The sequence below is a fragment of the Methylophilus sp. E2MeOHC9 genome (genome assembly GCF_058744375.1).
Window position 1 is genome coordinate 2,205,710 of record NZ_CP196024.1, and the last position, 21,572, is coordinate 2,227,281.

Below are 21,572 nucleotides of genomic sequence, written 5' to 3' on the forward strand. Positions count from 1 at the left end.
TATCGGGCCTGCAAACCGCAATTTCTATTGCTTTTTTTGCAGGCTCCTATGTCTTTACTACAGTGTATCCAGTTATTGTAACTGAAGTATGACACCTGCCAGTGGTGGTAAGTTTATACTGATAGAGTCAGGATGATCCATCCACGGAACGGGGTCGCTGTGACAGCCATCACCATTCCCTACGTTACTACCGCCATAACAGGTTGCATCACTGTTAAATACTTCTTTGTAGACGCCAGCTTGTGGCACGCCCAGGCGATATTGGTGGCGTGGTACCGGTGTGAAATTCAGTACTATTATAACAAAACTATGGTCATTGCCGCGCCTAATATAACTCAGAAGCGATTGACCAGCATCCTGGCAATCTATCCATTGAAAGCCTTGCTGATCAAAGTCATGCGCATGCAGGGCCGGGCGTTGCCTGTAAAGTGCATTCAAGTCACGGACCAGCGATTGCACGCCTCTGTGCATGGCATGTTCTGGATAGCTGTCTTCCAGTAAGTGCCAGTCCAGGCTTTGGTTGACATTCCATTCTCGCCACTGGCCAAATTCGTTGCCCATGAAATTCAGTTTCTTGCCGGGGATCGTCATCTGCAAGGTCAATACCAGGCGCAGATTGGCAAATTTCTGCCAGCTGTCACCAGGCATTTTGCCGAGCAGCGATTTTTTACCATGCACTACTTCATCATGAGAGAAAGGCAGGACGAAATTTTCTGAATAGGCATACATCTGGCCAAATGTCAGGCGGTTATGATGATGCTGGCGAAAAATAGGATCGAGCTGCATGTAGGTAAGGACATCATTCATCCAGCCCATGTTCCATTTCATATTGAAACCCAGGCCGCCAGCGTAGACCGGGCGCGAAACTGCGGGCCAGGAAGTGGACTCTTCAGCGATGACCAGCGCGCCTGGGAAGCGTTCACCGACCATCATATTCAATTGCTTGAGAAACTCGATCACTTCCAGGTTTTCACGTCCGCCATACGCGTTCGGCAGCCATTCACCTTCCTTGCGTGAATAATCCAGGTAAAGCATGGAAGCCACGGCATCGACCCGCAAGCCATCAATATGGAATTCTTTGATCCAGTAATAGGCATTACTCAACAGGAAGTTGCGTACTTCATTGCGCCCGTAATTGAAGATATAGGTGCCCCAGTCTGTATGTTCACCCAGCCTGGGGTCTGCGTGTTCATACAGGGCGGTGCCATCAAAGCGTGCCAGCGCCCAGTCATCTTTAGGGAAATGTCCTGGCACCCAGTCTAGGATCACGCCGATATTGGCGGCATGGCACTGGTCGATAAAATATTTCAGGTCGTCCGGGCTGCCATGGCGTTGTGTAGGCGCAAAGTAACCGGTGACCTGGTATCCCCAGGATTCATTCAACGGATGCTCGGCGATCGGCAACAATTCAATATGGGTATAGCCCATGTTGGTTAAATGCGGGATAAGCGCATCTGCCAGGGCGCGATAGCTGAGGAAGTGGCCATTTTCATCACGTTGCCAGCTGCCTAGGTGTACTTCATAACAGTTGAATGGTGTATGTAACCAGTCATGTTTCTGGCGCTGTTGTAGCCAGTTTTGGTCCTGCCATTCGTATCGGCTTTGGCAGATACGGTTGGCTGAGCCAGGTCTGGGCTCGAAAGCCTTGCCATATGGATCGGCTTTAATGACGACGAAACCGTGCTGACGGTTGCGGATCTCGAATTTGTATAAGTCGTGCTCAGTCAGGTGCGGGATAAACAGCTCCCATACACCGCTATCACCCAGTACACGCATGGCATTGACGCGACCATCCCACTGGTTAAAACTGCCTACCACACTAACGCGCTCGGCGCTCGGTGCCCACACTGCGAATCTGACACCTGCTACGCCTTGCACCGTCATGGGGACAGCACCTAGCGTATTGTAGGCCTCCAGCAGTTTGCCTTCGCCAAACAGGAAGAGTTCTTCCTGGGAAACGGTGCTGGGAAAACTATAGGTATCGCTGGTTTCGTAAAATGCAGTCTGCCCGTGTGGTTGTATGCGTAGTGGCACAGGGGTTGGCAAGGCTGTCTTGGTTGCGAATTCAAATAAACCGTGGCTATCGACCAACACCATCGCTTGCCAGGCAGCATCGATATAAACCCAGAGTTTTTCGGCATTGGGCTGAAACACACGCACCAGCCATGACCCGTCAGCTTCATTCTGGTGTACGCCCAGGAACTGGAAAGGATCGTGGTGAGTCGCATCAAGTATGCGTTGCAAGTGCTGGGAATACGCGTGATTCGGTGAGGCTAGTTTGACTGTCATGCTGGCAAGGTCCGTTTGACTAACCCTCATCCTAACAAAAAAAGTGAGGTTTTACGCCGTTTACGGCGGAAATATCGTTGTCATTGCCTGAATTATCATGCAGACTGTGGATGTCGGACCTGTGGTTAACATGCGTTATGTTGCCTTAACAATTCATCGCTAGACATGACTGCAGGCTGATTTTCAGGATCAGGAAAAAGGGAAGGCATCATGTCACAAGTAGAATTTGTTGAACGCAGAAGATACAACCGGCGACAAGAACGCCATTCTGACCGGTTTATCAGTACTCTTACAAAAAATACCGTTGCCATCATCCTGGCAGGTGGCCGTGGTAGCCGATTGAAAAACCTGACGGACTGGCGCGCCAAACCGGCTGTGCAGTTCGGTGGTAAATTCCGCATTATCGATTTCCCGCTTTCCAATTGTATTAATTCCGGTATCCGTCGTATTAACGTCGCCACCCAATACAAGGCGCAAAGTCTTATTCAACACGTGCAGCGCGGCTGGGGGTTTTTGCGTGGTGAATTCAACGAATATGTGAATATTATTCCCGCCCAGCAGCGCCTGGGTGAAGAGTGGTACAAGGGGACGGCAGACGCGGTTTACCAAAATATCGATCTGCTACGCGAAAACGGCGGTGAATATATCCTGATACTGGCTGGTGACCATATTTATAAAATGGACTACGGCAAAATGCTGGCCACGCATGCACGCAGCAATGCGGATATGACGATTGCGTGCATTAATGTGCCGCTCGAAGATGCCAAGGGCTTTGGTGTGCTGGAAGTCGACAGCAGTGACCGTGTGGTCGCCTTTGACGAGAAACCAGCGAACCCCAAGCCGACGGCAGATGACCCGACCCAGGCATTTGCGAGTATGGGTATCTACATCTTCAACGCTAAATTTTTATATGAGCAACTGATCCGCGATGCTTATGACCGTCATTCCAACCATGATTTCGGCCAGGATATTATCCCTTACATCATTAATAAATACCGGGTACACGCACATCGCTTTACTGATAGCTGCGTGGGCGCCCTCGGGAACAGTTATTACTGGCGTGATGTCGGAACGATTGATGCCTATTGGGAAGCCAATATGGAGCTGACAAAAGTCATTCCTGAATTGAACTTGTATGACAGCGAGTGGCCTATATGGACTTACCAGGAGCAATTGCCACCGGCTAAATTTGTCTTTAAAGATGAAGGGCGTACTGGCAAAGCGACTGACTCGCTGGTTTCAGGCGGTTGCCTGATCAGTGGTTCCAGCGTGTCTAACTCGGTTTTATTCTCAGGTGTGCATGTGGCGGATTATTGTGACCTGGATGGCGCAGTCATTTTGCCCAAGGTAAAGATCAACGAAGGCGTCACTCTGAAAAATGTGGTGATTGACCGCGGATGCGATATACCGGCCGGCATGCAGATCGGCATTGACCTGGCTCGCGACAGCAAGCGCTTTTACGTGTCTGAGAAGGGCATTGTGCTAGTCACGCCAGACATGTTGGGTCAGGATTTGTATCGTGTGAAATAGTGAAGGAAGTTTTGCATTAAGTGCAGCTTCAAACCATTCTTGACTTAAAAATGTTGCCCGGCATCATTAATTAAGCATTTTTCATAAGCAATAGCGAATGGTGACGAAGTGGGGCTTGACCAGGGCTTTCGTAAAAAATAAAGTAGGTCGAATGTGAAAGAGGTATATGTATGTCCGATAAAAAACTACTGTTAAATCTGTATTGGCACATGCATCAACCCGATTACCGGGATCAGGTCAGTGGTGAATATGTGTTGCCTTGGACATATTTGCATGCGCTGAAAGATTACAGCGATATGGCCTATCATCTCGAGCAGAATCCCAAGGCCAGAGTCACTTTCAATTTTGTGCCTATCCTGGTGGAACAGTTACAGGATTACGCCGAGCAATCGCGTATTGGCCAATGGCGTGACCCCTTGTTGCGCTTGCTGGCCAGCCCTGATCTTGATCATATTACGGATGCAGATTGCCAGCTGATTGTGGATAGCTGCTTCAAGGCGCACCACGAAAAAATGCTGAGCCCGTTTCCCCATTACCAGCGTTTGTTGCACCTCTACGAGCTGGTCGAGCCTATCATGAAGTCCGGACAGTTTCACTACCTGTCCGCACAATTCAAGGCTGACTTGCTGGTCTGGTATCACCTGGCCTGGACTGGTGAAGGCTTACGCCGCAAAAGCAAGGTCATCCAGCGCCTGATGAAAAAAGGCCTGCTGTTTACCCTGGAGGACCGGGTAGCGCTTGTGGATGTACTGAGTGAAACACTGCAGGGCATTTTGCCGCGCTATAAGGCGTTAGTGGCTAAAGGCCAGATCGAACTTACCACCACACCTTACTATCATCCTATCCTGCCATTGCTGATTGATCTCAACAGCACGCGAGACGCAATGCCGGATGCGCCACTGCCTAAATCGCCCAGTTACCCGGATGGTCATGCGCGTGCAATCACTCATGTCGAAGCCGCCAAGGTTTTTCATGAGAAAGTATTTGGGCAAAAATCCATAGGCATGTGGCCAGCCGAAGGTGCGGTCTCGCATGCTGCCTTATCTTTATTGGCAGAGCAAGATGTCGCCTGGGCAGCCACCGGGCAGGGCGTACTGGCCAATAGCCTGAAAGCATTGGGATTGGAACACGAGCAGTCTAAAGACTATTTGTACCAGCCTTACCGTGTGACTAATGGCCAGCAGGATATCGTCTGCTTTTTCCGCGATGACCAACTATCAGACAAGATTGGTTTTGAATATTCCAAGCAATACGCCAGCGAAGCGGTGCATGACTTTGTGCAATCACTGGAAGCGATTCATGCCAATAGTGATGAAGATATAACACCGGTTGTCAGCGTGATTCTGGATGGTGAAAATGCCTGGGAATACTATCCTTACAACGGCTATTACTTCTTGCACGAGCTATACCAGGCCCTGGCAAGTCACCCGCTGATCCAGATGACAACTTTTAGCGATATTCTTTCTTTGCAGGAGTCGCAAGTGTTACCACAGCCCAAGCTCCTGGAAGATATTTGTGCCGGTAGCTGGGTGCATGGCACCTTTAGTACCTGGATAGGTGAGCCTGCCAAAAACCGCGCCTGGGACCTGTTGTGTGAAGCCAAGCGCCAGTATGATCAGCATGTGCACAAGCTTTCAGTGTCAGCCAGAGAAAAATGCCAGCAGCAACTATCTGTCTGCGAAAGCTCAGACTGGTTCTGGTGGTTTGGCGATTATAACAATGCCCAAAGTGTCACCAGTTTTGACAAACTCTACCGCCGCAACCTGAGCAATCTCTACCATTTGTTGGGTTTGGTTCCGCCTGACAACTTGTCTCAGTCTATCAGCCATGGCGGCGGCAATTCTGAAAATGCAGGCACCATGCGTCGAGGAACCTCTTGATCGGTCATTGAAAGTGACCTGATTAGATATCTCGATAACTTCCCCATCATTTCCACCATTATTCAATAAGAACAATATGACGCAAGCCAGACAAGTTGGTGTATTGATGCATATCACCTCGTTACCGGAAGGTAACGTTGGTCCGGATGCTTATCGTTTTGTGAATCACCTGGTGGATATGGGCGTGACCATCTGGCAAACCCTACCAGTCAGTTTGCCGCATGAAGACCAGTCTCCCTACCAAAGCGTGTCGGCGCATGCCGGGCACACGGGTATGATCAGCGTAAAACAGTTATTGAATGAAGGCTGGTGCCTGCCGGATGAGGTGAATCTGTCGCAGCCAGAATTATTCGCAAAAGTCATACTGCGTGTGCAGTCCAATGGTGCTATTTCCAAAGTGGATGGTCATGGTCTGAGTTGGTCAGGCTTCGCTCGTTTTTGCCAGGCGCAGCAATACTGGCTGGAAGATTTCGCCTTGTTTATGAGCCTGCGGGAACAGCACGGCTACAAAAGTTGGAATGAGTGGCCTGAGGCATATCGTAGACACGATTTACAGGCACTGCAGGCATTTACAGAAGCGCACCAGGAAAAACTGACGCTGATTAAATTCACGCAATACATCTTTTTCCAGCAGTGGGCGCAGCTCAAAATATACGCCAATGAGCACGGCATTAAACTGTTCGGCGATATCCCTATTTTTGTCGCTTATGACAGCGCTGATGTCTGGGCACACCCGCAATGGTTCAAGCTGGATGCCGAATCCAGTATGACCGTAGTGGCCGGCGTGCCTCCTGATTACTTTTCTATCACCGGTCAGCGCTGGGGTAATCCGCATTACAACTGGGACCTCATGCAGGCAGATGGGTTTTCCTGGTGGCTGGGCCGTATCCAGACACAATCCAAACTGTTTGATATTGTGCGTGTAGATCACTTCCGTGGATTGCAGGCAGCATGGGAGATCCCCGCCAGCGAGCCGACAGCCATTAATGGCTACTGGCAACCCGCCCCGGGGCATGCGCTATTGCAAACCATCATACAAACTTTCCCCCAACTCAGCCTGGTGGCTGAAGATCTGGGGATCATCACTGAAGATGTGGATGCTTTGCGGCATGCGTTTCACCTGCCAGGCATGAAGATCCTGCAATTCGCCTTTGGCAGCGGCTACGATAATCCTTATCTGCCGGAAAACATCGACGAAAACAGCGTGATGTATACCGGCACCCACGATAACGATACAACGCTGGGCTGGTACCAGGAGGCAGAAGAGGGTGCTCGGGCGCATCTGCAGGATTACCTGCAGCAGGAAGTACCTGACATGCCACTCGCCTTGATGCGGCTGGCCTTGCACAGTATTGCTTTCCTGGCTGTCGTGCCCATGCAGGATATCTTGGGCCTGGATGGTAGTGCGCGCATGAACACGCCCGGCACCAGCATTAATAACTGGGCCTGGCGCATGCACTGGGAACAACTGACTGATGAAAAAATCGCCACCTTTAAACAACTGGTGAAAGAAAGTGGTCGCGCTGATGGCTGAAACCCCCACAGTTTTGCGCCTGGGGCTGGATGTAGGCGGCACTAATTTAAGATTAGGTGTGTTTTCAGGACTGACATTGCTTGAAGAAACCCGCTTTCAGGCAAATTATTCAGCCATTTGCAAGCAAGATGCGCCGGAGCAAGCCTGGCAGAAAATACTGCAAGTGACGGCGGAGGCTATTCAACCCTTGCTGGAAAAATATCCGGATATACAGGCAATTGGCATTGGTTTCCCCGGGTTTATTAACCCGCATACTGGCGTGTTAGCGCAATCACCGAATTTCCCCGGGCTACGTGATGTCAACCTGGGTAAAAACTTATCCCAAATCCTGAAGCGTCAGGTACTCGTCGCAAATGACGGCAATGCTGCGGCTTATGGCGAATATTGCTTGCTTGGCAGGCCTGCTGGTGGTTTGCTGTATGCCGGTCTTGGTACCGGAATAGGTGGCGGATTAGTCACCGGCGGTCAAGTATGGGCGGGCGCGCATGGTTATGCCTTGGAATTAGGACATCTGATTGTCGAACCCGGCGGGCCAGAATGCGGCTGCGGCAATTATGGATGTGTAGAGCAGTATGCTTCTGCCACGGCCATCGGCAAAAGCTACGCCAGATTGACCGGTAAACAATTAACGTCTTTTGACGTGGCAGCGCTGGCGACACAAGGCGATACGCAAGCAAGGGGAGTGTTTCAGCTGGCAGGTGAAAAGCTAGCGCAAGCGATCGCTTTGACGCTGAATATTGTGGATGTTGAACATGTCGTGATCGGGGGCGGAGTCGTTTCGTCGTGGCCGCTGATGCAGGAATCATTTACAAACAGGTTGCAGACAGATTTGATACCTGTGTTGCGTGACAAAGTGAAAATACATCTGTCATCTTCCGGAGATAATGCTGGCATACTAGGCGCAGCCTTACTCGCTGATCACGTGGCTTAGGTGACTGGCACAAGGCTGACTGGCCAAGCTTTTGTGATAAATTGGATTGCTTTCAAAAGGTTTAAAAAACCAATTAAAAACGTCTAAAAAGTCATGAGGGGCTTGTCGTGCAAAAAAATAATAAAGCGGCTTTTTTTTATTTTTAATTTAAATTATTACTTTAAATAAATTAAATAAGTGATTGTTTAAATTAAACTTAAATATGACGTTCTAATGCCCAGCGCACATGTTCTCTCACCATGTCACTTGTATCATTTTGCCGTGATTGTAGCGCGTTGATCACTGCGGGTGAGGTGGGGGCATTGCCTAACCCAACCGCTACATTGCGCAGCCATTGCGCATAGCCAATGCGGTAAATCGCGCTGCCCGCCATGCGTTGCTGAAATTCCGCTTCAGTCCAGGCAAAGCAGGTCACTAAATCTGTGCTGTCCAAGCCATTCCGCACTGCAAAATCACTTTCTTCACTGGAGACAGAAAATTTGTTCCATGGGCAGATCAGCTGGCAATCATCGCAACCATAGACGCGATTGCCTATCAGTGGACGCAGTTCGAGCGGGATGCTGCCTTTGTGTTCAATGGTCAAGTACGAGATGCAGCGACGTGCGTCGAGCTCATAAGGCGCCACAATGGCCTGAGTAGGGCAGATAGCAATACACGCGCTGCAGCTGCCGCAATGTGAGCTGGTGGGCGCGTCAATCGGCAAAGGCAGGTTGGTGTAAATCTCGCCGAGAAAAAACCACGAACCCTGTTGCCGGTTAAGCAGCAACGTATGTTTGCCGCGCCAGCCCACGCCCGCTTTGGTTGCCAGCGCGACTTCGAGCACCGGCGCACTATCGGCAAATACCCGATATTCAAAGCTGCCAAATGTTTCGCTGATGCGTGTGCAGAGTTGTTGCAGTTTTTGCCGCATCACTTTGTGGTAATCACGCCCCATGGCGTAGCGAGCGACATAGGCTTTGTTCGGGTCTTCAAGAATTTTCCAGCCATCCTGCGCATCGTCTGGCATGTAATCCAGGCTGACCGAGATCACACGCAAGGTGCCGGGCACCAATTCTGCCGGTCGGCTGCGCTTGGAACCGTGTTTTGCCATATAATCCATGTCGCCATGGTATTTTTTTTCCAGCCAGCGCATAAAACCTGGCTCTGCGGCGGACAGGTCGGTATCCGTAACACCGATATTGCCAAAGCCCAATTCGCGCGCCCAGTCCTTGATCGTGGCCGCCATTTTCTCGGCAGCATGATGATCAGGCAGGTGAATGGGAGCGGGATGTATAGGGTGTGACATGACAGAAACGTATTCTACACAGATTTTAAAAGACGAAGCAGCCACTACGCATGCCGCAGGCGTGCTGGCCAAGCAATTGCAGCCTGGGCAGGTGATTTACCTGCATGGCGACCTCGGCGCCGGTAAAACGACGCTGGTGCGCGGTATCCTGCATGCGTTGGGGCATCAAGGCAAAGTCAAAAGTCCCACTTACACCATAGTAGAACCTTACGGTCTGGCTATCGCTTCATGTTACCATTTTGATTTATACCGTTTTCAAGACCCTGAAGAGTGGGAAGCCGCCGGATTCAGGGATTACTTCAATGCCACCAGCATTTGTATGGTCGAGTGGCCGGAAAATGCCGGTACTTTATTACCGACTGCCGATATTGAGATTCGATTTGATATTTTGCCACATGGCCGCGTCCTGCATATCACCAGCCAGCAACCACTCTCATTGGAAGGGCTATGCCAGTGATTAGCATGCAGCATTGTAAAACCTGGGTGCTGACAATCATGCTTTTGGCAATCAGCACATGTGCACAAGCCGCTGAAGTGATCCTGGCGAACTTGCAACAACAGGGCAGCCAGGTGCATTTGGAGTTATTGCTGGACCAGCAGATCAAATACCGGATATTCACGCTGGATAACCCTTTCCGCGTGGTCATCGATATGGATACCGTCGCCATTAGCCCGACTTTGAAAGCGCTGCCGCCACAACTGGATCCCCAGCATCCTTACCTTTCCAAAATCCGTATTGCACCGTTTACCGAAACCACCACGCGCCTGGTATTTGATATCAAATCGGATATCAAGCCTTTGGTGACTGATATGAATGCCGGTAACTCGCAGCAACGGCTGGCGATCAGTATCGCCCCGGCGACAGCCACTTCTGAACCTCCACTCGGTTCACCGGCCCTGGCCCATACAAAAAAACTGCAAGAATTAGAGTCCGCCAGTGGGGATGAAAAACCAGCCAATGCCAGCGAGCCAGTGGCAGAGCCTGCAATCGTCAATCCGCCCGCAGAAAAGCCATTGGAAAAACCGCCGGTAGAAAAACCTGCTGAAAAACCAGCGAAACAAGCCAGGCCAGGCCAGAAAATCATCACTATCGCGGTAGATGCCGGCCACGGTGGCGAAGACCCGGGCGCCAGAGGCTCCAAAGGCAGCCACGAAAAGAATATCACCCTGGCCATCGCCCGCAAACTCAAGCAGCAGATCGATGCGGAAGATAATATGCAGGCGATCCTCATCCGTGATGGCGATTACTTTGTGCCATTGGGCGATCGCGTCAAGAAAGCGCGTGCGGCTAAAGCCGACCTGTTTATTTCGATTCACGCGGATTCGTTTATCAATAGCACCGCACGCGGCTCCTCAGTGTTTGCCTTATCCGAGCGCGGCGCCACCAGCGCCGGTGCGCGTTACCTGGCGAAGAAAGAAAACGCGGTGGATTTGATCGGCGGCGTGGCGATTGATACTAAGGATATGGATTTGGCAAGAACCTTGCTGGACCTATCGCAAACCGCAACGATTCATGACAGTATCCGCCTGGGTAAAGGTGTGCTTGGCAGAATCGCAAAGATTAATACCTTGCATTCCAAGTATGTGGAACAGGCAGCGTTTGCGGTGTTGAAATCCCCGGATATTCCTTCTATTTTGGTGGAGACAGCGTTTATCAGTAATCCTGATGAAGAGGCCAGGTTGAATGATGATGGCTACCAGGATAAATTGGTGAATGCGATCTTGTCGGGGGTGAAGTCGTATGTGGCGACGAACCCTTCTTTTTCTAAGAAATAAGCGTTAGTTTTAACGCGATATTTTTTGAAAGCGCTATTAGCCTGGAGTGGAAGGGGCTTTGTAACGTATTCTGTGCGCTTATAAGACGATTTCCTTACTTGTGAGCAGATGATCTCCCGGCAATCAGTCGTCATTCTGGCGGAGGGTGTGGCAGGGGTTTCAAAGAGCATGCTCTTTGCCTGCGAAACGACTGGCTTATGCAGAAGCCAGTGCGCCCTGCAAGGGAGAATCCAGGCAAGGTTCATGCATAGCTTGGCTACAGTAGAAAACAAGCATTCCACTTACTGAAAGTCCTAATAGGTATTTCTTTGGATGGTTTGGTGCTCTATTTCGCCATTCTTTTTCGCCCCTAGGCGAGTGACTTTTCTTTGCCTGCCCAAAGAATAAGTCACCAAAAGAAAAGGCACCCTAGCTTCCGCTTATTTCCTGCGTTGCTCATCAACGTGGGCGTCCAGCGGAACTCGCCCTAGCGGCTTGCAAAAGACGCAAGCCACCGCGGAGCTCAAACAGGCGCTGGCCGAAGACTCCCACGCTGACTGCGCTACTCGGCGCGTCAGATAGGGGCCCGTGAAAAGCACCACGCGGTTACTTAATACTGAATTCCAGCACATTGCATCCCGCCGACACACTGAACTAAAACAAAGAGAACGGACAAAATGACCAACAAAATAGTTTGTTGGTCATTTGCTTTGGGGGGGTAAAAAGTCCCTTAGCGCCCTGAATGCGATGCTCTTAACCAACATTTCATCGTGGTGGGTTTAAAGCGGGCCCCTATCTGACGCGCCGAGTAGCGCAGTCAAAATAAGGAGGAAGGGAGCGACTGTCCGGATCCCGCGGTGGCCTGCGTAGTGTGCAGGCCGCTAGGATGAGTTTCGTGACCGCTTATTTTGGCGAGCAACGCAGGGAACAAGCGGAAGCAAGGGTGCATTTCTTTTGGTTACATTTTCTTTGGGCAAACAAAGAAAAGTAACTCGCCTAGAGGCGAAAAACAACCTGCCAATATAACAATTAATCTTATTTAAATTTACGGTGAATTTGAATGGCTTAGTTAACGCTGTTGCATCAACTCCGTCTCTCGCTGCGTCTTCCCATACCCCGCCTGCACCCTCAGCGCCCGACTAATAAACGCATTCAACGTTTTCCTTGCAACATCTACCAACTCCCGATCCGGGAAGATCTTTGGATACTGATAACCTAGCCAGCTATATAAACTCAAATGCTGGCAAATCAGTTCTGCCTGCTCCAAATATTGCGCCTGCTGGCCTTTCAGCCATTCCGGGAGCATGGGCAAAGGGCGTAGCTGATGCTGATAGATGGCTTGTATGCATTGCACAAAATAATCCCGCGCAATCGGCACTTGTATCGCCAGTGGTGCACACAGCAAGCGATATTTATCGCGCATGGCCATTTGTGGAGCGGTTTCATCAATCAGCAGTGCCTGCTGGTGCTGCAAAGAGGTGATTTGCCATTGCATGGCCTGCACGCCAGATTGGCGCTGATATTGTGTATGCAAATACTCCACACACTCCGCCAGCCGCCAGGTGGGTATGCGCTGGCTCAGTACTTCTATATCGCCACCACTCACCGCCATCGGCAGGGCGAATGGTGCCACGGTGTCATCGCAAGCAAGCATTTCATGCAAATGCCATTGCTCATCATCTTCCAGCACGGTGACATAGCCGGTTTCATACAAGCCATGGCGTCCGGCACGCCCGGCGATTTGCCGCATTTCAGTGGCATTGAGCGGGCGCGGTGCCACGCCATCAAATTTATGGATATTGGCGAAAATCACGCGTCGAATGGGCAGGTTGAGCCCCATGCCTATCGCATCGGTGGCAATCAGGATTTGCGCCTCGCCATTGGCAAAGCGTGCGGATTCGCCACGGCGCACCTCGGGCGAGAGTGCGCCATAAATGGTGGCAACGTTAAAGCCCCATTGGCGGATACGTGCTGCCAGTGTCAGCACATCCTTGCGGCTAAACGCAATGATCGCATCACCGGCCTGTAACACTTTGCGCAGTTTGGCGGCATGGTAGCGCTCGCCGCAGATGCTGGCGTCTTCAATCATCAAAGGCGTCATGCGTTGCAGATGAGTGAGGGTGTAAGGCTCATTGAGTGCGTCCAGCACACGCGTGCAGCTTTCTGTCACGCTATTGGCACCGCAGATGAATACCTGCCTGGCCGGCACGCCAACAAGTGCCGCAGTCCAAGCACTGCCACGGTCCGGGTCCATCAGCATTTGGATTTCATCTATGACCGCGACATCCACTTGCATATCCGGCCGCAGCATTTCGATAGTCGAAGCCGTATGCTTGGCACCCGGCACCATGACACGCTCTTCACCCGTCACCAGATTGCATGGCACACCCGCCTGCGTTAACCGGTCACGTACTTCCATCGCCAGCAGGCGCAATGGCGCAAGGTAAACGCCAGACTCGGCTTTGCGTAAGGTTTCCAGTGCCTGATAGGTTTTGCCAGAATTGGTCGGGCCGACATAAAAATGGTGCTGACGTTTTAGCTGGCGGGCGAGGGCAAAGCGGTCTAGATAGGCTTGGAAATCGGAAAGCGGCATGGGCTCCATTCTAGCAAAACAGGCCGGTAAGCTCTAAATAAGTGATCAGGCGGATCAAATTGCAAGGTGTGCGCACTGCAGAAATTTGCCGGTGTAGCCATTTATTTGCGAGTTTCCTTTAGAATGGCGAGATGCAAATTAAATTATTACCTGATCAACTGATCAGCCAGATTGCTGCTGGTGAAGTGGTTGAACGCCCGGCCTCGGCGCTCAAAGAACTCCTTGAAAACAGTGTCGATGCCGGTAGCACCCAGATTCAAGTCGCGCTTATACAAGGCGGCACCAAATTATTAAAAGTGACCGATAACGGCCACGGCATTGCCAAAGATGAGCTGGAGCTCGCCTTGACACGCCATGCCACCAGCAAGATTCAAAGCCTGGAAGACCTGGAGCAAGTCGGTAGTCTTGGTTTCCGTGGCGAAGCGCTGGCAAGTATCGCGTCTATTTCACGCACTGTGCTTACTAGTCGCCAGCAGGCTTCCAGCCATGCCTGGCAGATCAGTGCCGAAGGCACGCAGGGCCAGCCAGTCAGCCCGGCGGCGCTGGATGAAGGCACTATCATCGAGGTGCATGACCTGTACTTTAACACCCCGGCGCGCCGCAAGTTTCTCAAGACCGAGAATACCGAGTTTGGCCACTGTGAAGATGCCTTTACCCGCATCGCCTTATCGCGCTCGCAGATTGGTTTTTTGCTGCAACATAACGGCAAAGCCATTATACGGCTGGCCGCCAACACGCCACAACAACGTATCGCCGATGTATTAGGCAGCGAGTTTGCCTCACAAAGCGTGTGGCTGGATGAAGAAAGCAGCGGCTTGCGCCTGTGGGGCATGACCGCATCGCCAACTTACCAGCGACATAGCCGCGATACGCAATACGTATTTGTGAATGGCCGTTTTGTGCGCGATAAACTGATTGCGCACGCCATCAAGCAGGCCTACCAGGATGTCTTGCACGGTGATAAACACCCGGCGTTCGTGCTTTTTCTGGAGCTGGATCCATCCCTGGTGGATGTCAACGTCCACCCGGCCAAAACCGAAGTGCGCTTCCGTGAATCGCAAGCCGTGCATCGCTTTATCTTCCATAGCCTGCACAAGGCCCTGGGCAAAACATCTGCCGAGATTCAGGCCAGCCAGCCAGTACAAGCGCCATTTAACCCATTTACGCCGGGCTTATCCATGCCGCGTCAACAAGTGGAAATGCCATTGCAGAACCGCTCGGTATTCGATGGCAGTTACCAGCCCAATGTGAATAATGGTGCAGCCATTGCCCAACAATTTTACGGGCAACTCTACGGCGACTTAAAACCGACCAATATCAGCGCATTGGGCAATCCCCAGGAAAACTATTCTTCTGAGGATTACTTAAACCCGATATCACTCTCTGAAGCGGTTTTAACTGCAGAATCAGCCCCACAGCCACAGCAATACCCGCTGGGCTTTGCGCTGGGGCAAGTGCACGGCATTTATATCCTCGCCCAGAATACGCAAGGCATGGTGGTGGTCGATATGCACGCCGCGCATGAACGCATCATGTACGAGCGCCTGAAGAATGCCTTAAGCGAACAAGCGATTGCCACGCAGCCACTACTCATCCCCATGAGTTTTTATGCAGAAAAAGTAGAAGTGGCTACGCTGCAAAGTTTAAATGGCAGCGACACTTTGCAGCAGCTTGGTTTTGATTTAGCGACTTTGTCGCCAACCACTATTGCCATTCGTGCCGTGCCCACCATGCTGCAAGATGCAGATGTGGTGTCATTGGCCAGAGCTGTATTACGTGACCTGCACGAGTATGGCGCCAGCCGTGTATTGCTTGAACGCCAAAACGAAGTATTAGGCACCATGGCTTGCCATGCCGCCGTCAGGGCCAACAGACAACTCACCATCACTGAAATGAATGCTTTGTTGAGGGATATGGAAGCCACTGAAAGAAGCGGGCAGTGCAATCACGGCCGGCCAACCTGGTTTCAGGTGAGTTTGAATGATCTGGACAAGATGTTTATGCGGGGGCAATAAACTTGGCCTGTGTAAAAACTCATTAAAAATAATAGTTTATGGCTTATCCAATCGATAAAAAATTAGTGATCAGTGTTGCCTCAAGCGCTTTGTTTGATTTAACTGAGTCGCACGAAATTTATAAGACTCAAGGCGTAGAAGAATATCGTAGGCATCAAGAGACACATATTGATGTGCCATTTCCGAAAGGCGTGGCATTTCCCTTTATACGCAGATTTCTGGCAATCAATAAAGCATTTCCTGAAGAATTACCCGTAGAGGTTGTGCTGTTATCACGAAACTCACCAGAGACCGGGCTTCGTGTTTTCAGATCAATCCAGCATTACGGGCTGGATATCACCCGCGCCAGTTTTATGACGGGTAGATCCCCGCACGAATATATTCCGGCCTTCAATACATCATTATTCTTAAGTGCCAATGAGGCAGACGTACAAAGCGCGATAGATCTGGATTACCCAGCAGGTGTGGTTCTGCCATCTAAAGTCTACGATGACGAGGCCGACACAGAATTAAGGATAGCGTTTGACTTTGATGGCGTGATTGCCGATGACGAAGCTGAAACAGTATTCAAAAAGAACAATGACCTGGGCGAGTTTGAAGCGCATGAGGTAGAGAAACAAGCTATCCCGCACCAAGCTGGGCCTTTGGCTGACCTGTTTAAAAAGCTCTCTTATATGCAACAGCTGGAAGATAAACTGCTGCAAGATAATCCTAATTATAAAAAAATACTCAGAATCGCCATTATCACCGCCAGAAACGCACCATCGCATGAAAGAGTCGTCACAACGTTAAAAGAGTGGGGCGTTTCTGCAGATGAGTCATTTTTTCTGGGAGGCATGGAAAAAGCCAGAATCCTCTCAGTGCTAAAACCGCATATGTTTTTTGATGACCAACGTAGCCATTTGCAATCTTCTGCGGGAGATATTCCAATGGTGCATATTCCATTCGGGGTTGCGAATAAAAAAGCTAAATGAAGTATTGGATATCATGGAATGAACGCCTTGCTCTGAGATAAGGCTATTTCAAAAACTGAGGTAAATTAATTGTCAGAAAATCATGAAAAATATCATTACAGCATCACATGTAATACTTTAGATCCAATTGTGCTGCATTGCTTACGTGCAATAGCTCAGGCGGTAGAAAAGGGAAAGTATCCGCAAATAGGCTGGGGTGGTACAACTAGGGAAAATTGGGCAAAGAGTAATAATGAGTTTACTATCCGATTTACTTCTGATGGTTATAGGCGTGATTTCATTTCTGAGGCCAATCGCTTATTGTCTGGGCACTGGCTTCAAATATCGCAAAATGATGCAGATCCTGCTTCTCCACAAAGGTAGCGCTTTTAATTAGCAATAAACTACTGCACAGAGTTCAATTCTAAACTCTCAGATTTTCGTTGCTTAATTACATCGATGGCCTGGCACTACCAGCCGAAATCCTCTGTATCGCTTGCGGTGGTTGCCCATAAGCCCTCAGAAATGCCTGCCGCATACGCTCTCTATCCCCAAAGCCTGTTTCACGGGCAATGATTTCAATCTGATGGTGGCCAGTTTCCATCATCAATCTTGCAGACTCCACGCGTAGCCTTTCTACGGCCTTTGCCGGCGGCAAGCCTGTTTCTTCGGTAAACACACGGCTGAATTGGCGAGGACTCAGGCTTGCTACTTCGGCCAGGGATTCAACGGATAAATCTGCTTTCAGGTTTTCTTTGACATAAGACAGCACTATCTGGACCCGGTCAGATTTTGCATTAAGCTCTAGCAGTGTTGAGAATTGCGATTGACCGCCGCCACGCCTTTGGTGGACGACTAATTTGCGGGCGATCTGCCTTGCTAATTCTGGGCCGAGATCTTTCTCGACGATCGCTAATGCCAAGTCAATGCCCGCTGTTAAACCGGCTGAAGTCCATATCTGGCCATCCACCACAAAGATTTTGTCTTCATCCAACTGTACTTTCGGATAGCTTTTTTTAAATGTATTTGAATGCAGCCAGTGGGTGGTGGCACGTTTCCCATCCAACAGTCCGGCCTCTGCCAGGATAAATGCGCCAGTACAAATAGCGGCAATTCTTCTAATGTGTTTTGGTGATTCTTGTAAGTAATGCAGTAACTCGGGAGAGGGTAGTTTGCAATCGTTATCGCCACCCACCATTAATGTGTCGTAGTGTGCATCAGTGATGCGTTCAGTATTCACCGAAAAAGTATGTGAAGTCATGACCGGGCCGCCATGTTCGGACACCAGGCGGAAATGGTATATCTTTTCAGTATGCATCAGATTGGCGTATTCAAATACCGTTGAAACTGCCAGCCCCAAGGCCTGAAAATTAGGAAAAACCAAAAGACCAATGGTATGCATCATTCCTCTTTTCTTTAAAGTGGCATGAATATTTTATATGTCATTAAATAGGCCATTTTTATATATTGGACATTTTTGGATTAAATGCCATTTACACATGTATTCATGGTAAATCAGTATGTAAGTAGAAATAAAGTACAAAATGCAATAATGGCATAAAACATTGTATATATGTCATTGATGATATTTAAGCTCACGGTCAAAATGCGTTTCGTAATAGCAACCAACACACATTTTCATCTGGAGAAATAATATGACTTCTACACATAAAGGCACGGCTGTCGTCACGGGCGCATCAACAGGTATCGGCGCGGTCTATGCCGACCGTTTGGCAAAAAGAGGCTACGACCTCATTTTGGTTGCCAGAAATACTGAAAGGCTTAACGCGCTGGCAGATCGCCTGGTAAAAGAAACTGGCGTTAAGGTGAAAACCATAGGCGCTGATTTGAATGACAGAAAATCCTTGGCAGCGCTCGAAAAAATCCTGAAAGAATCCAAAGATATCAGTATGCTGGTAAACAATGCTGGCGTTGGTTCGGTGGCCTCGATTCTTGAGGCGGATGTGGATGAAATGGAAGCCATGATCGCTTTGAATATCACGGCTTTAACACGACTTACCTATGCGATTGCACCTGTTTTTACAGCAAAAGGCAGCGGCACAATCATTAATATTGCTTCTGTTGTCGGGATTGCGATTGAGCTGCTCAATGGTGTTTACAGTGCTTCAAAAGCGTATGTGTTGAGTTTTGGACATTCGTTACAAAAAGACCTGGCTGATAAAGGCGTGCGTATTCAAACGGTATTGCCTGGCGGCACAGCCACCGAGTTCTGGGATGTGGCTGGTTATGCTAAGGTGAAGGAGGCACCCACCACCATGAGCGCGGAGGATTTGGTCGATGCGGCGCTGGCTGGCCTGGACAATGGCGAATTAGTCACGATTCCACCCTTGCAGGATCATGATGACTGGCTACAGTGGGAAACTGCCCGCCGTGCTTTGGCGCCAAAATTTGCTAACTCAAAACCTGGCCGCCGCTACGGTATTGCTTCATAACAATTAAGAAAAGGTTGCCTCTATGTCTGAACTGAATCATGTACCCACCCACATCACTTTAGGGGATCGCCAACTTTATCGGATTGGTTTCGGCTCTATGCGCATTACAGGCACAGGCGTATGGGGGCCGCCTGATGACCCGGCCCATTGCCTGGCATTACTGCGCCGGTTGCCGGAGCTTGGGGTTAACTTTATCGATACCGCAGACAGCTATGGGCCCAATGTCAGTGAAGAGTTGATTAGCGAAGCATTGCACCCCTACAACGAGCTGACGATTGCCACCAAGGCGGGGTTGACCAGGCAAGGGCCTAATGTATGGACAGCAGTGGGGCGGCCAGAGTATTTACGTCAATCGCTGTTGATGAGTTTGCGTCGCCTGAAGGTAGAGCAAATTGATTTATGGCAATTGCATAGAATAGATTCTAAAGTACCCAGGGATGAGCAATTCCAGGCGGTGGCTGAGTTCCAGAAAGAAGGCCTGATAAAACATATAGGCCTGAGTGAAGTGAAAGTAGAGGATATTCAGGAAGCCGAGAAATACTTCACTGTGGATACCGTGCAAAACCAGTTCAATCTGATTAACCGGCAATATGAGCAGGAACTGGATTATTGCACGGCGAATCACATCATTTTCATTCCCTGGTACCCGCTAGCCAAGAATGCACTGGCTGGAAAAGTCGATATATTGGGTCAAATCGCCAGGAAATACGAAGCCACGCCAAATCAGATCGCGATCGCATGGTTGTTAAAGCGCAGCCCCATGATGTTGCCGATTCCGGGCACTAGCAAGGTGCAGCACTTTGAAGAAAACATGCAGGCCATCCATATCAAGTTAACAGACGAAGATTTTGAGCTGCTGGCAAATGCTTACAAAACCGTGGCTACATAGACCTGAATAATGACCTTGGCCAGCCGGATTCAGGCTGGTCCTGCTTTCATCAAACAGTCATTTTTGATCATCACATTTCTGATATTTTTCTGATTGATAACAATTAAAAAGATATCGGGAGTGAATGTGAATATATTAAAAACAGTGTTGCTGGTTAACTTGGCTTTACTGAGCAATCTGAGCCATGCATTGGTGATGCCAGCCGCTGGTTCGTCTTTGATTGTGGATCAGCGTGAGACGTTATATGTCAATGACGGCGATGTATTTGACCTTTCTTCCTTAAGTATCACTTCTTCCGGTGGCATTGATATTTTTGGCAATACCCAAAATGCTTCTTTCTCCATTGTTGCAAACAGCTTTATCAATATTGCTGGCTATTTAAATCTGTTTGTATCGGATACCACGCTTCACGCAAATGAAATCGACTTTTCTGGCATCCTCAATATCATTGGCGGTGGACGGATTACTTTTATTCCGAAAAATCGTATGGATTTTTCCGGATCAATCATGTTTGATGGCGTCTCTCCTCCCTCTTTTCCGCCGCAGGAAGGCCCGCTGATCGGCCCCCAGTTGCCACCTAAGGTTATCCTTTCCGCTGTGCCAGAAGCTGAAAACTACGTCCTATTGCTAGCCGGGTTGAGTATCATAGGAATGGCAAGACGGCGGCATTCAGCTTGATCGATTAACAGCCAAATGCTGATGGCTGTGCATCAGCTAGCAAGGCACTTATCTGCTCAAGCAAGCAGTAAGAATACCGTTGGTTTTTTATGTACATCCGGCAATGTCGACTTTTTCCACTCAGCCACTGTTTTAGTCACAATCAGTTCATCCTGTGCCGTGATATTGCAGGCTACACACAGGCGTGTCTGCGCTTGCAGGTTGGCGACCAGGTCTTCCAGCATATGCTGGTTACGGTAAGGCGTTTCAATAAATAACTGCGTTGCCTGCTGTTTCTTGGAATCAAACTCAATGCCTTTGATCGCTTTGATGCGTTCAGCTTTATCGCTGGGCAAATAGCCCAGAAACGTAAAGCGTTGACCATTCAAGCCGCTTGCCATTAAACCCAGCAACAAGCTGCTGGGGCCTATCAGTGGCGTCACACGGATATTTTTTTGATGTGCCACGGCCGCCAGTGTCGCGCCAGGGTCGGCAATGCCCGGGCAGCCGGCTTCGCTCATCAGGCCAACATCTATGCCTTTTTGTAAGGGTTGCAACAGGGCTGGCAGATCTTTTGGTGCGGTGTCTTTAGTCAGCAGTGCAAACGTCAGTTCGCGTATGGGTACCGGGTGTCCACTAGCGGCCAGGAACTGGCGGGCAGTCTTTTCATTCTCGACAATAAAATGGTTCAGGCTATGCATGCGCTGCACGACTTCAGCGGGTAAGACTTGTTGCGGCGTGGTGCCTTCAGCAAGAGGGACAGGAATGAAATATAAAGTACCGGTAGCCATAGCGATGTCGGGAAGTT

General features: G+C 49.8%; 17 protein-coding genes. 12 read left to right on the forward strand and 5 right to left on the reverse strand.

The annotated features are described in order from the left end of the window. Nucleotides 1-72: 72 nt before the first annotated feature. Complete coding sequence (gene glgB / locus ACSSVF_RS10720) at nt 73-2,289, reverse strand: 1,4-alpha-glucan branching protein GlgB (RefSeq protein WP_492403463.1); 2,217 nt, start codon at nt 2,287-2,289, stop codon at nt 73-75. A 210-nt stretch (nt 2,290-2,499) separates the two neighbouring features. On the opposite strand from glgB, the gene glgC reads away from it, so the two are divergent. From glgC to ACSSVF_RS10740, 4 genes are all read left to right on the forward strand, one after another. Beyond that, nucleotides 2,500-3,819, forward strand: coding sequence for a glucose-1-phosphate adenylyltransferase (glgC, locus tag ACSSVF_RS10725; RefSeq protein WP_442586565.1), 1,320 nt, complete (start codon nt 2,500-2,502; stop codon nt 3,817-3,819). A 170-nt stretch (nt 3,820-3,989) separates the two neighbouring features. Beyond that, on the forward strand, nt 3,990-5,699 hold the full coding sequence (locus ACSSVF_RS10730; protein ID WP_442586564.1) for a glycoside hydrolase family 57 protein: 1,710 nt from the start codon (nt 3,990-3,992) through the stop codon (nt 5,697-5,699). 76 nt (nt 5,700-5,775) lie between these two features. Next, nucleotides 5,776-7,233, forward strand: coding sequence for a 4-alpha-glucanotransferase (malQ, locus tag ACSSVF_RS10735; RefSeq protein ID WP_442586563.1), 1,458 nt, complete (start codon nt 5,776-5,778; stop codon nt 7,231-7,233). Beyond that, on the forward strand, nt 7,226-8,164 hold the full coding sequence (locus ACSSVF_RS10740) for an ROK family protein (RefSeq protein WP_442586562.1): 939 nt from the start codon (nt 7,226-7,228) through the stop codon (nt 8,162-8,164). The genes malQ and ACSSVF_RS10740 overlap by 8 nt, the downstream gene beginning before the upstream one ends. Before the next feature lie 196 nt (nt 8,165-8,360). Here the strand turns inward: ACSSVF_RS10740 and queG are convergent, their stop codons facing one another. Beyond that, entirely contained in the window at nt 8,361-9,449 is a 1,089-nt protein-coding gene (gene queG / locus ACSSVF_RS10745; RefSeq protein ID WP_442586561.1) for a tRNA epoxyqueuosine(34) reductase QueG, read from the reverse strand. Between queG and tsaE the strand changes: the two genes are divergently transcribed. Further along, entirely contained in the window at nt 9,448-9,906 is a 459-nt protein-coding gene (gene tsaE / locus ACSSVF_RS10750; protein ID WP_442586560.1) for a tRNA (adenosine(37)-N6)-threonylcarbamoyltransferase complex ATPase subunit type 1 TsaE, read from the forward strand. The two genes, queG and tsaE, sit on opposite strands and share 2 nt — an antisense overlap. Beyond that, the gene (locus tag ACSSVF_RS10755; protein WP_492403466.1) at nt 9,897-11,225 is read left to right on the forward strand and encodes an N-acetylmuramoyl-L-alanine amidase; all 1,329 of its coding nucleotides are present in this window, start codon (nt 9,897-9,899) and stop codon (nt 11,223-11,225) included. The genes tsaE and ACSSVF_RS10755 overlap by 10 nt, the downstream gene beginning before the upstream one ends. A 1,048-nt stretch (nt 11,226-12,273) precedes the next feature. Here ACSSVF_RS10755 and ACSSVF_RS10760 read toward each other — a convergent pair. Continuing rightward, complete coding sequence (locus ACSSVF_RS10760) at nt 12,274-13,797, reverse strand: helicase-related protein (RefSeq protein ID WP_442586559.1); 1,524 nt, start codon at nt 13,795-13,797, stop codon at nt 12,274-12,276. 131 nt (nt 13,798-13,928) lie between these two features. Between ACSSVF_RS10760 and mutL the strand changes: the two genes are divergently transcribed. The 3 genes from mutL (at nt 13,929) to ACSSVF_RS10775 (ending at nt 17,149) form a co-directional block, all read left to right on the forward strand. Beyond that, on the forward strand, nt 13,929-15,812 hold the full coding sequence (mutL, locus tag ACSSVF_RS10765) for a DNA mismatch repair endonuclease MutL (RefSeq protein WP_442586558.1): 1,884 nt from the start codon (nt 13,929-13,931) through the stop codon (nt 15,810-15,812). Nucleotides 15,813-15,850: 38 nt separating this feature from the next. Next, a complete protein-coding gene (locus ACSSVF_RS10770; protein WP_442586557.1) occupies nt 15,851-16,786 on the forward strand; it encodes a 5'-nucleotidase in 936 nt (311 codons plus the stop codon). 69 nt (nt 16,787-16,855) lie between these two features. Further along, nucleotides 16,856-17,149: a hypothetical protein gene (locus tag ACSSVF_RS10775; protein ID WP_442586556.1), complete on the forward strand. Its 294-nt coding sequence runs from the start codon at nt 16,856-16,858 to the stop codon at nt 17,147-17,149. Nucleotides 17,150-17,216: 67 nt separating this feature from the next. On the opposite strand, the gene ACSSVF_RS10780 is transcribed toward ACSSVF_RS10775, so the two are convergent. Next, nucleotides 17,217-18,170, reverse strand: coding sequence for a GlxA family transcriptional regulator (locus ACSSVF_RS10780; RefSeq protein WP_442586555.1), 954 nt, complete (start codon nt 18,168-18,170; stop codon nt 17,217-17,219). Between the two features lie 250 nt (nt 18,171-18,420). Here ACSSVF_RS10780 and ACSSVF_RS10785 point away from each other — a divergent pair, with 250 nt between their 5' ends. From ACSSVF_RS10785 to ACSSVF_RS10795, 3 genes are all read left to right on the forward strand, one after another. After that, nucleotides 18,421-19,218 (forward strand): SDR family NAD(P)-dependent oxidoreductase, encoded by a 798-nt coding sequence (locus tag ACSSVF_RS10785; RefSeq protein WP_442586554.1) that lies wholly within the window; start codon nt 18,421-18,423, stop codon nt 19,216-19,218. Between the two features lie 22 nt (nt 19,219-19,240). Next, nucleotides 19,241-20,107: an aldo/keto reductase gene (locus ACSSVF_RS10790; protein ID WP_442586553.1), complete on the forward strand. Its 867-nt coding sequence runs from the start codon at nt 19,241-19,243 to the stop codon at nt 20,105-20,107. 126 nt (nt 20,108-20,233) lie between these two features. After that, nucleotides 20,234-20,785 (forward strand): hypothetical protein, encoded by a 552-nt coding sequence (locus ACSSVF_RS10795; protein ID WP_442586552.1) that lies wholly within the window; start codon nt 20,234-20,236, stop codon nt 20,783-20,785. Between the two features lie 56 nt (nt 20,786-20,841). On the opposite strand, the gene ACSSVF_RS10800 is transcribed toward ACSSVF_RS10795, so the two are convergent. After that, nucleotides 20,842-21,555, reverse strand: coding sequence for an SAM-dependent methyltransferase (locus ACSSVF_RS10800; RefSeq protein WP_492406348.1), 714 nt, complete (start codon nt 21,553-21,555; stop codon nt 20,842-20,844). Between the last annotated feature and the right edge of the window lie 17 nt (nt 21,556-21,572).

Coding starts and splice junctions, on each gene's coding strand:
- ACSSVF_RS10785 (WP_442586554.1), top strand. CDS start 18,421: ATGACTTCTACACATAAAGGCACGGCTGTCGTCACGGGCGCATCAACA.
- mutL (WP_442586558.1), top strand. CDS start 13,929: ATGCAAATTAAATTATTACCTGATCAACTGATCAGCCAGATTGCTGCT.
- tsaE (WP_442586560.1), top strand. CDS start 9,448: ATGACAGAAACGTATTCTACACAGATTTTAAAAGACGAAGCAGCCACT.
- ACSSVF_RS10740 (WP_442586562.1), top strand. CDS start 7,226: ATGGCTGAAACCCCCACAGTTTTGCGCCTGGGGCTGGATGTAGGCGGC.
- queG (WP_442586561.1), bottom strand. CDS start 9,449: ATGTCACACCCTATACATCCCGCTCCCATTCACCTGCCTGATCATCAT.
- ACSSVF_RS10800 (WP_492406348.1), bottom strand. CDS start 21,555: ATGGCTACCGGTACTTTATATTTCATTCCTGTCCCTCTTGCTGAAGGC.
- ACSSVF_RS10790 (WP_442586553.1), top strand. CDS start 19,241: ATGTCTGAACTGAATCATGTACCCACCCACATCACTTTAGGGGATCGC.
- ACSSVF_RS10730 (WP_442586564.1), top strand. CDS start 3,990: ATGTCCGATAAAAAACTACTGTTAAATCTGTATTGGCACATGCATCAA.
- glgC (WP_442586565.1), top strand. CDS start 2,500: ATGTCACAAGTAGAATTTGTTGAACGCAGAAGATACAACCGGCGACAA.
- ACSSVF_RS10760 (WP_442586559.1), bottom strand. CDS start 13,797: ATGCCGCTTTCCGATTTCCAAGCCTATCTAGACCGCTTTGCCCTCGCC.
- ACSSVF_RS10780 (WP_442586555.1), bottom strand. CDS start 18,170: ATGATGCATACCATTGGTCTTTTGGTTTTTCCTAATTTTCAGGCCTTG.
- ACSSVF_RS10755 (WP_492403466.1), top strand. CDS start 9,897: ATGCCAGTGATTAGCATGCAGCATTGTAAAACCTGGGTGCTGACAATC.
- malQ (WP_442586563.1), top strand. CDS start 5,776: ATGACGCAAGCCAGACAAGTTGGTGTATTGATGCATATCACCTCGTTA.
- ACSSVF_RS10770 (WP_442586557.1), top strand. CDS start 15,851: ATGGCTTATCCAATCGATAAAAAATTAGTGATCAGTGTTGCCTCAAGC.
- glgB (WP_492403463.1), bottom strand. CDS start 2,289: ATGACAGTCAAACTAGCCTCACCGAATCACGCGTATTCCCAGCACTTG.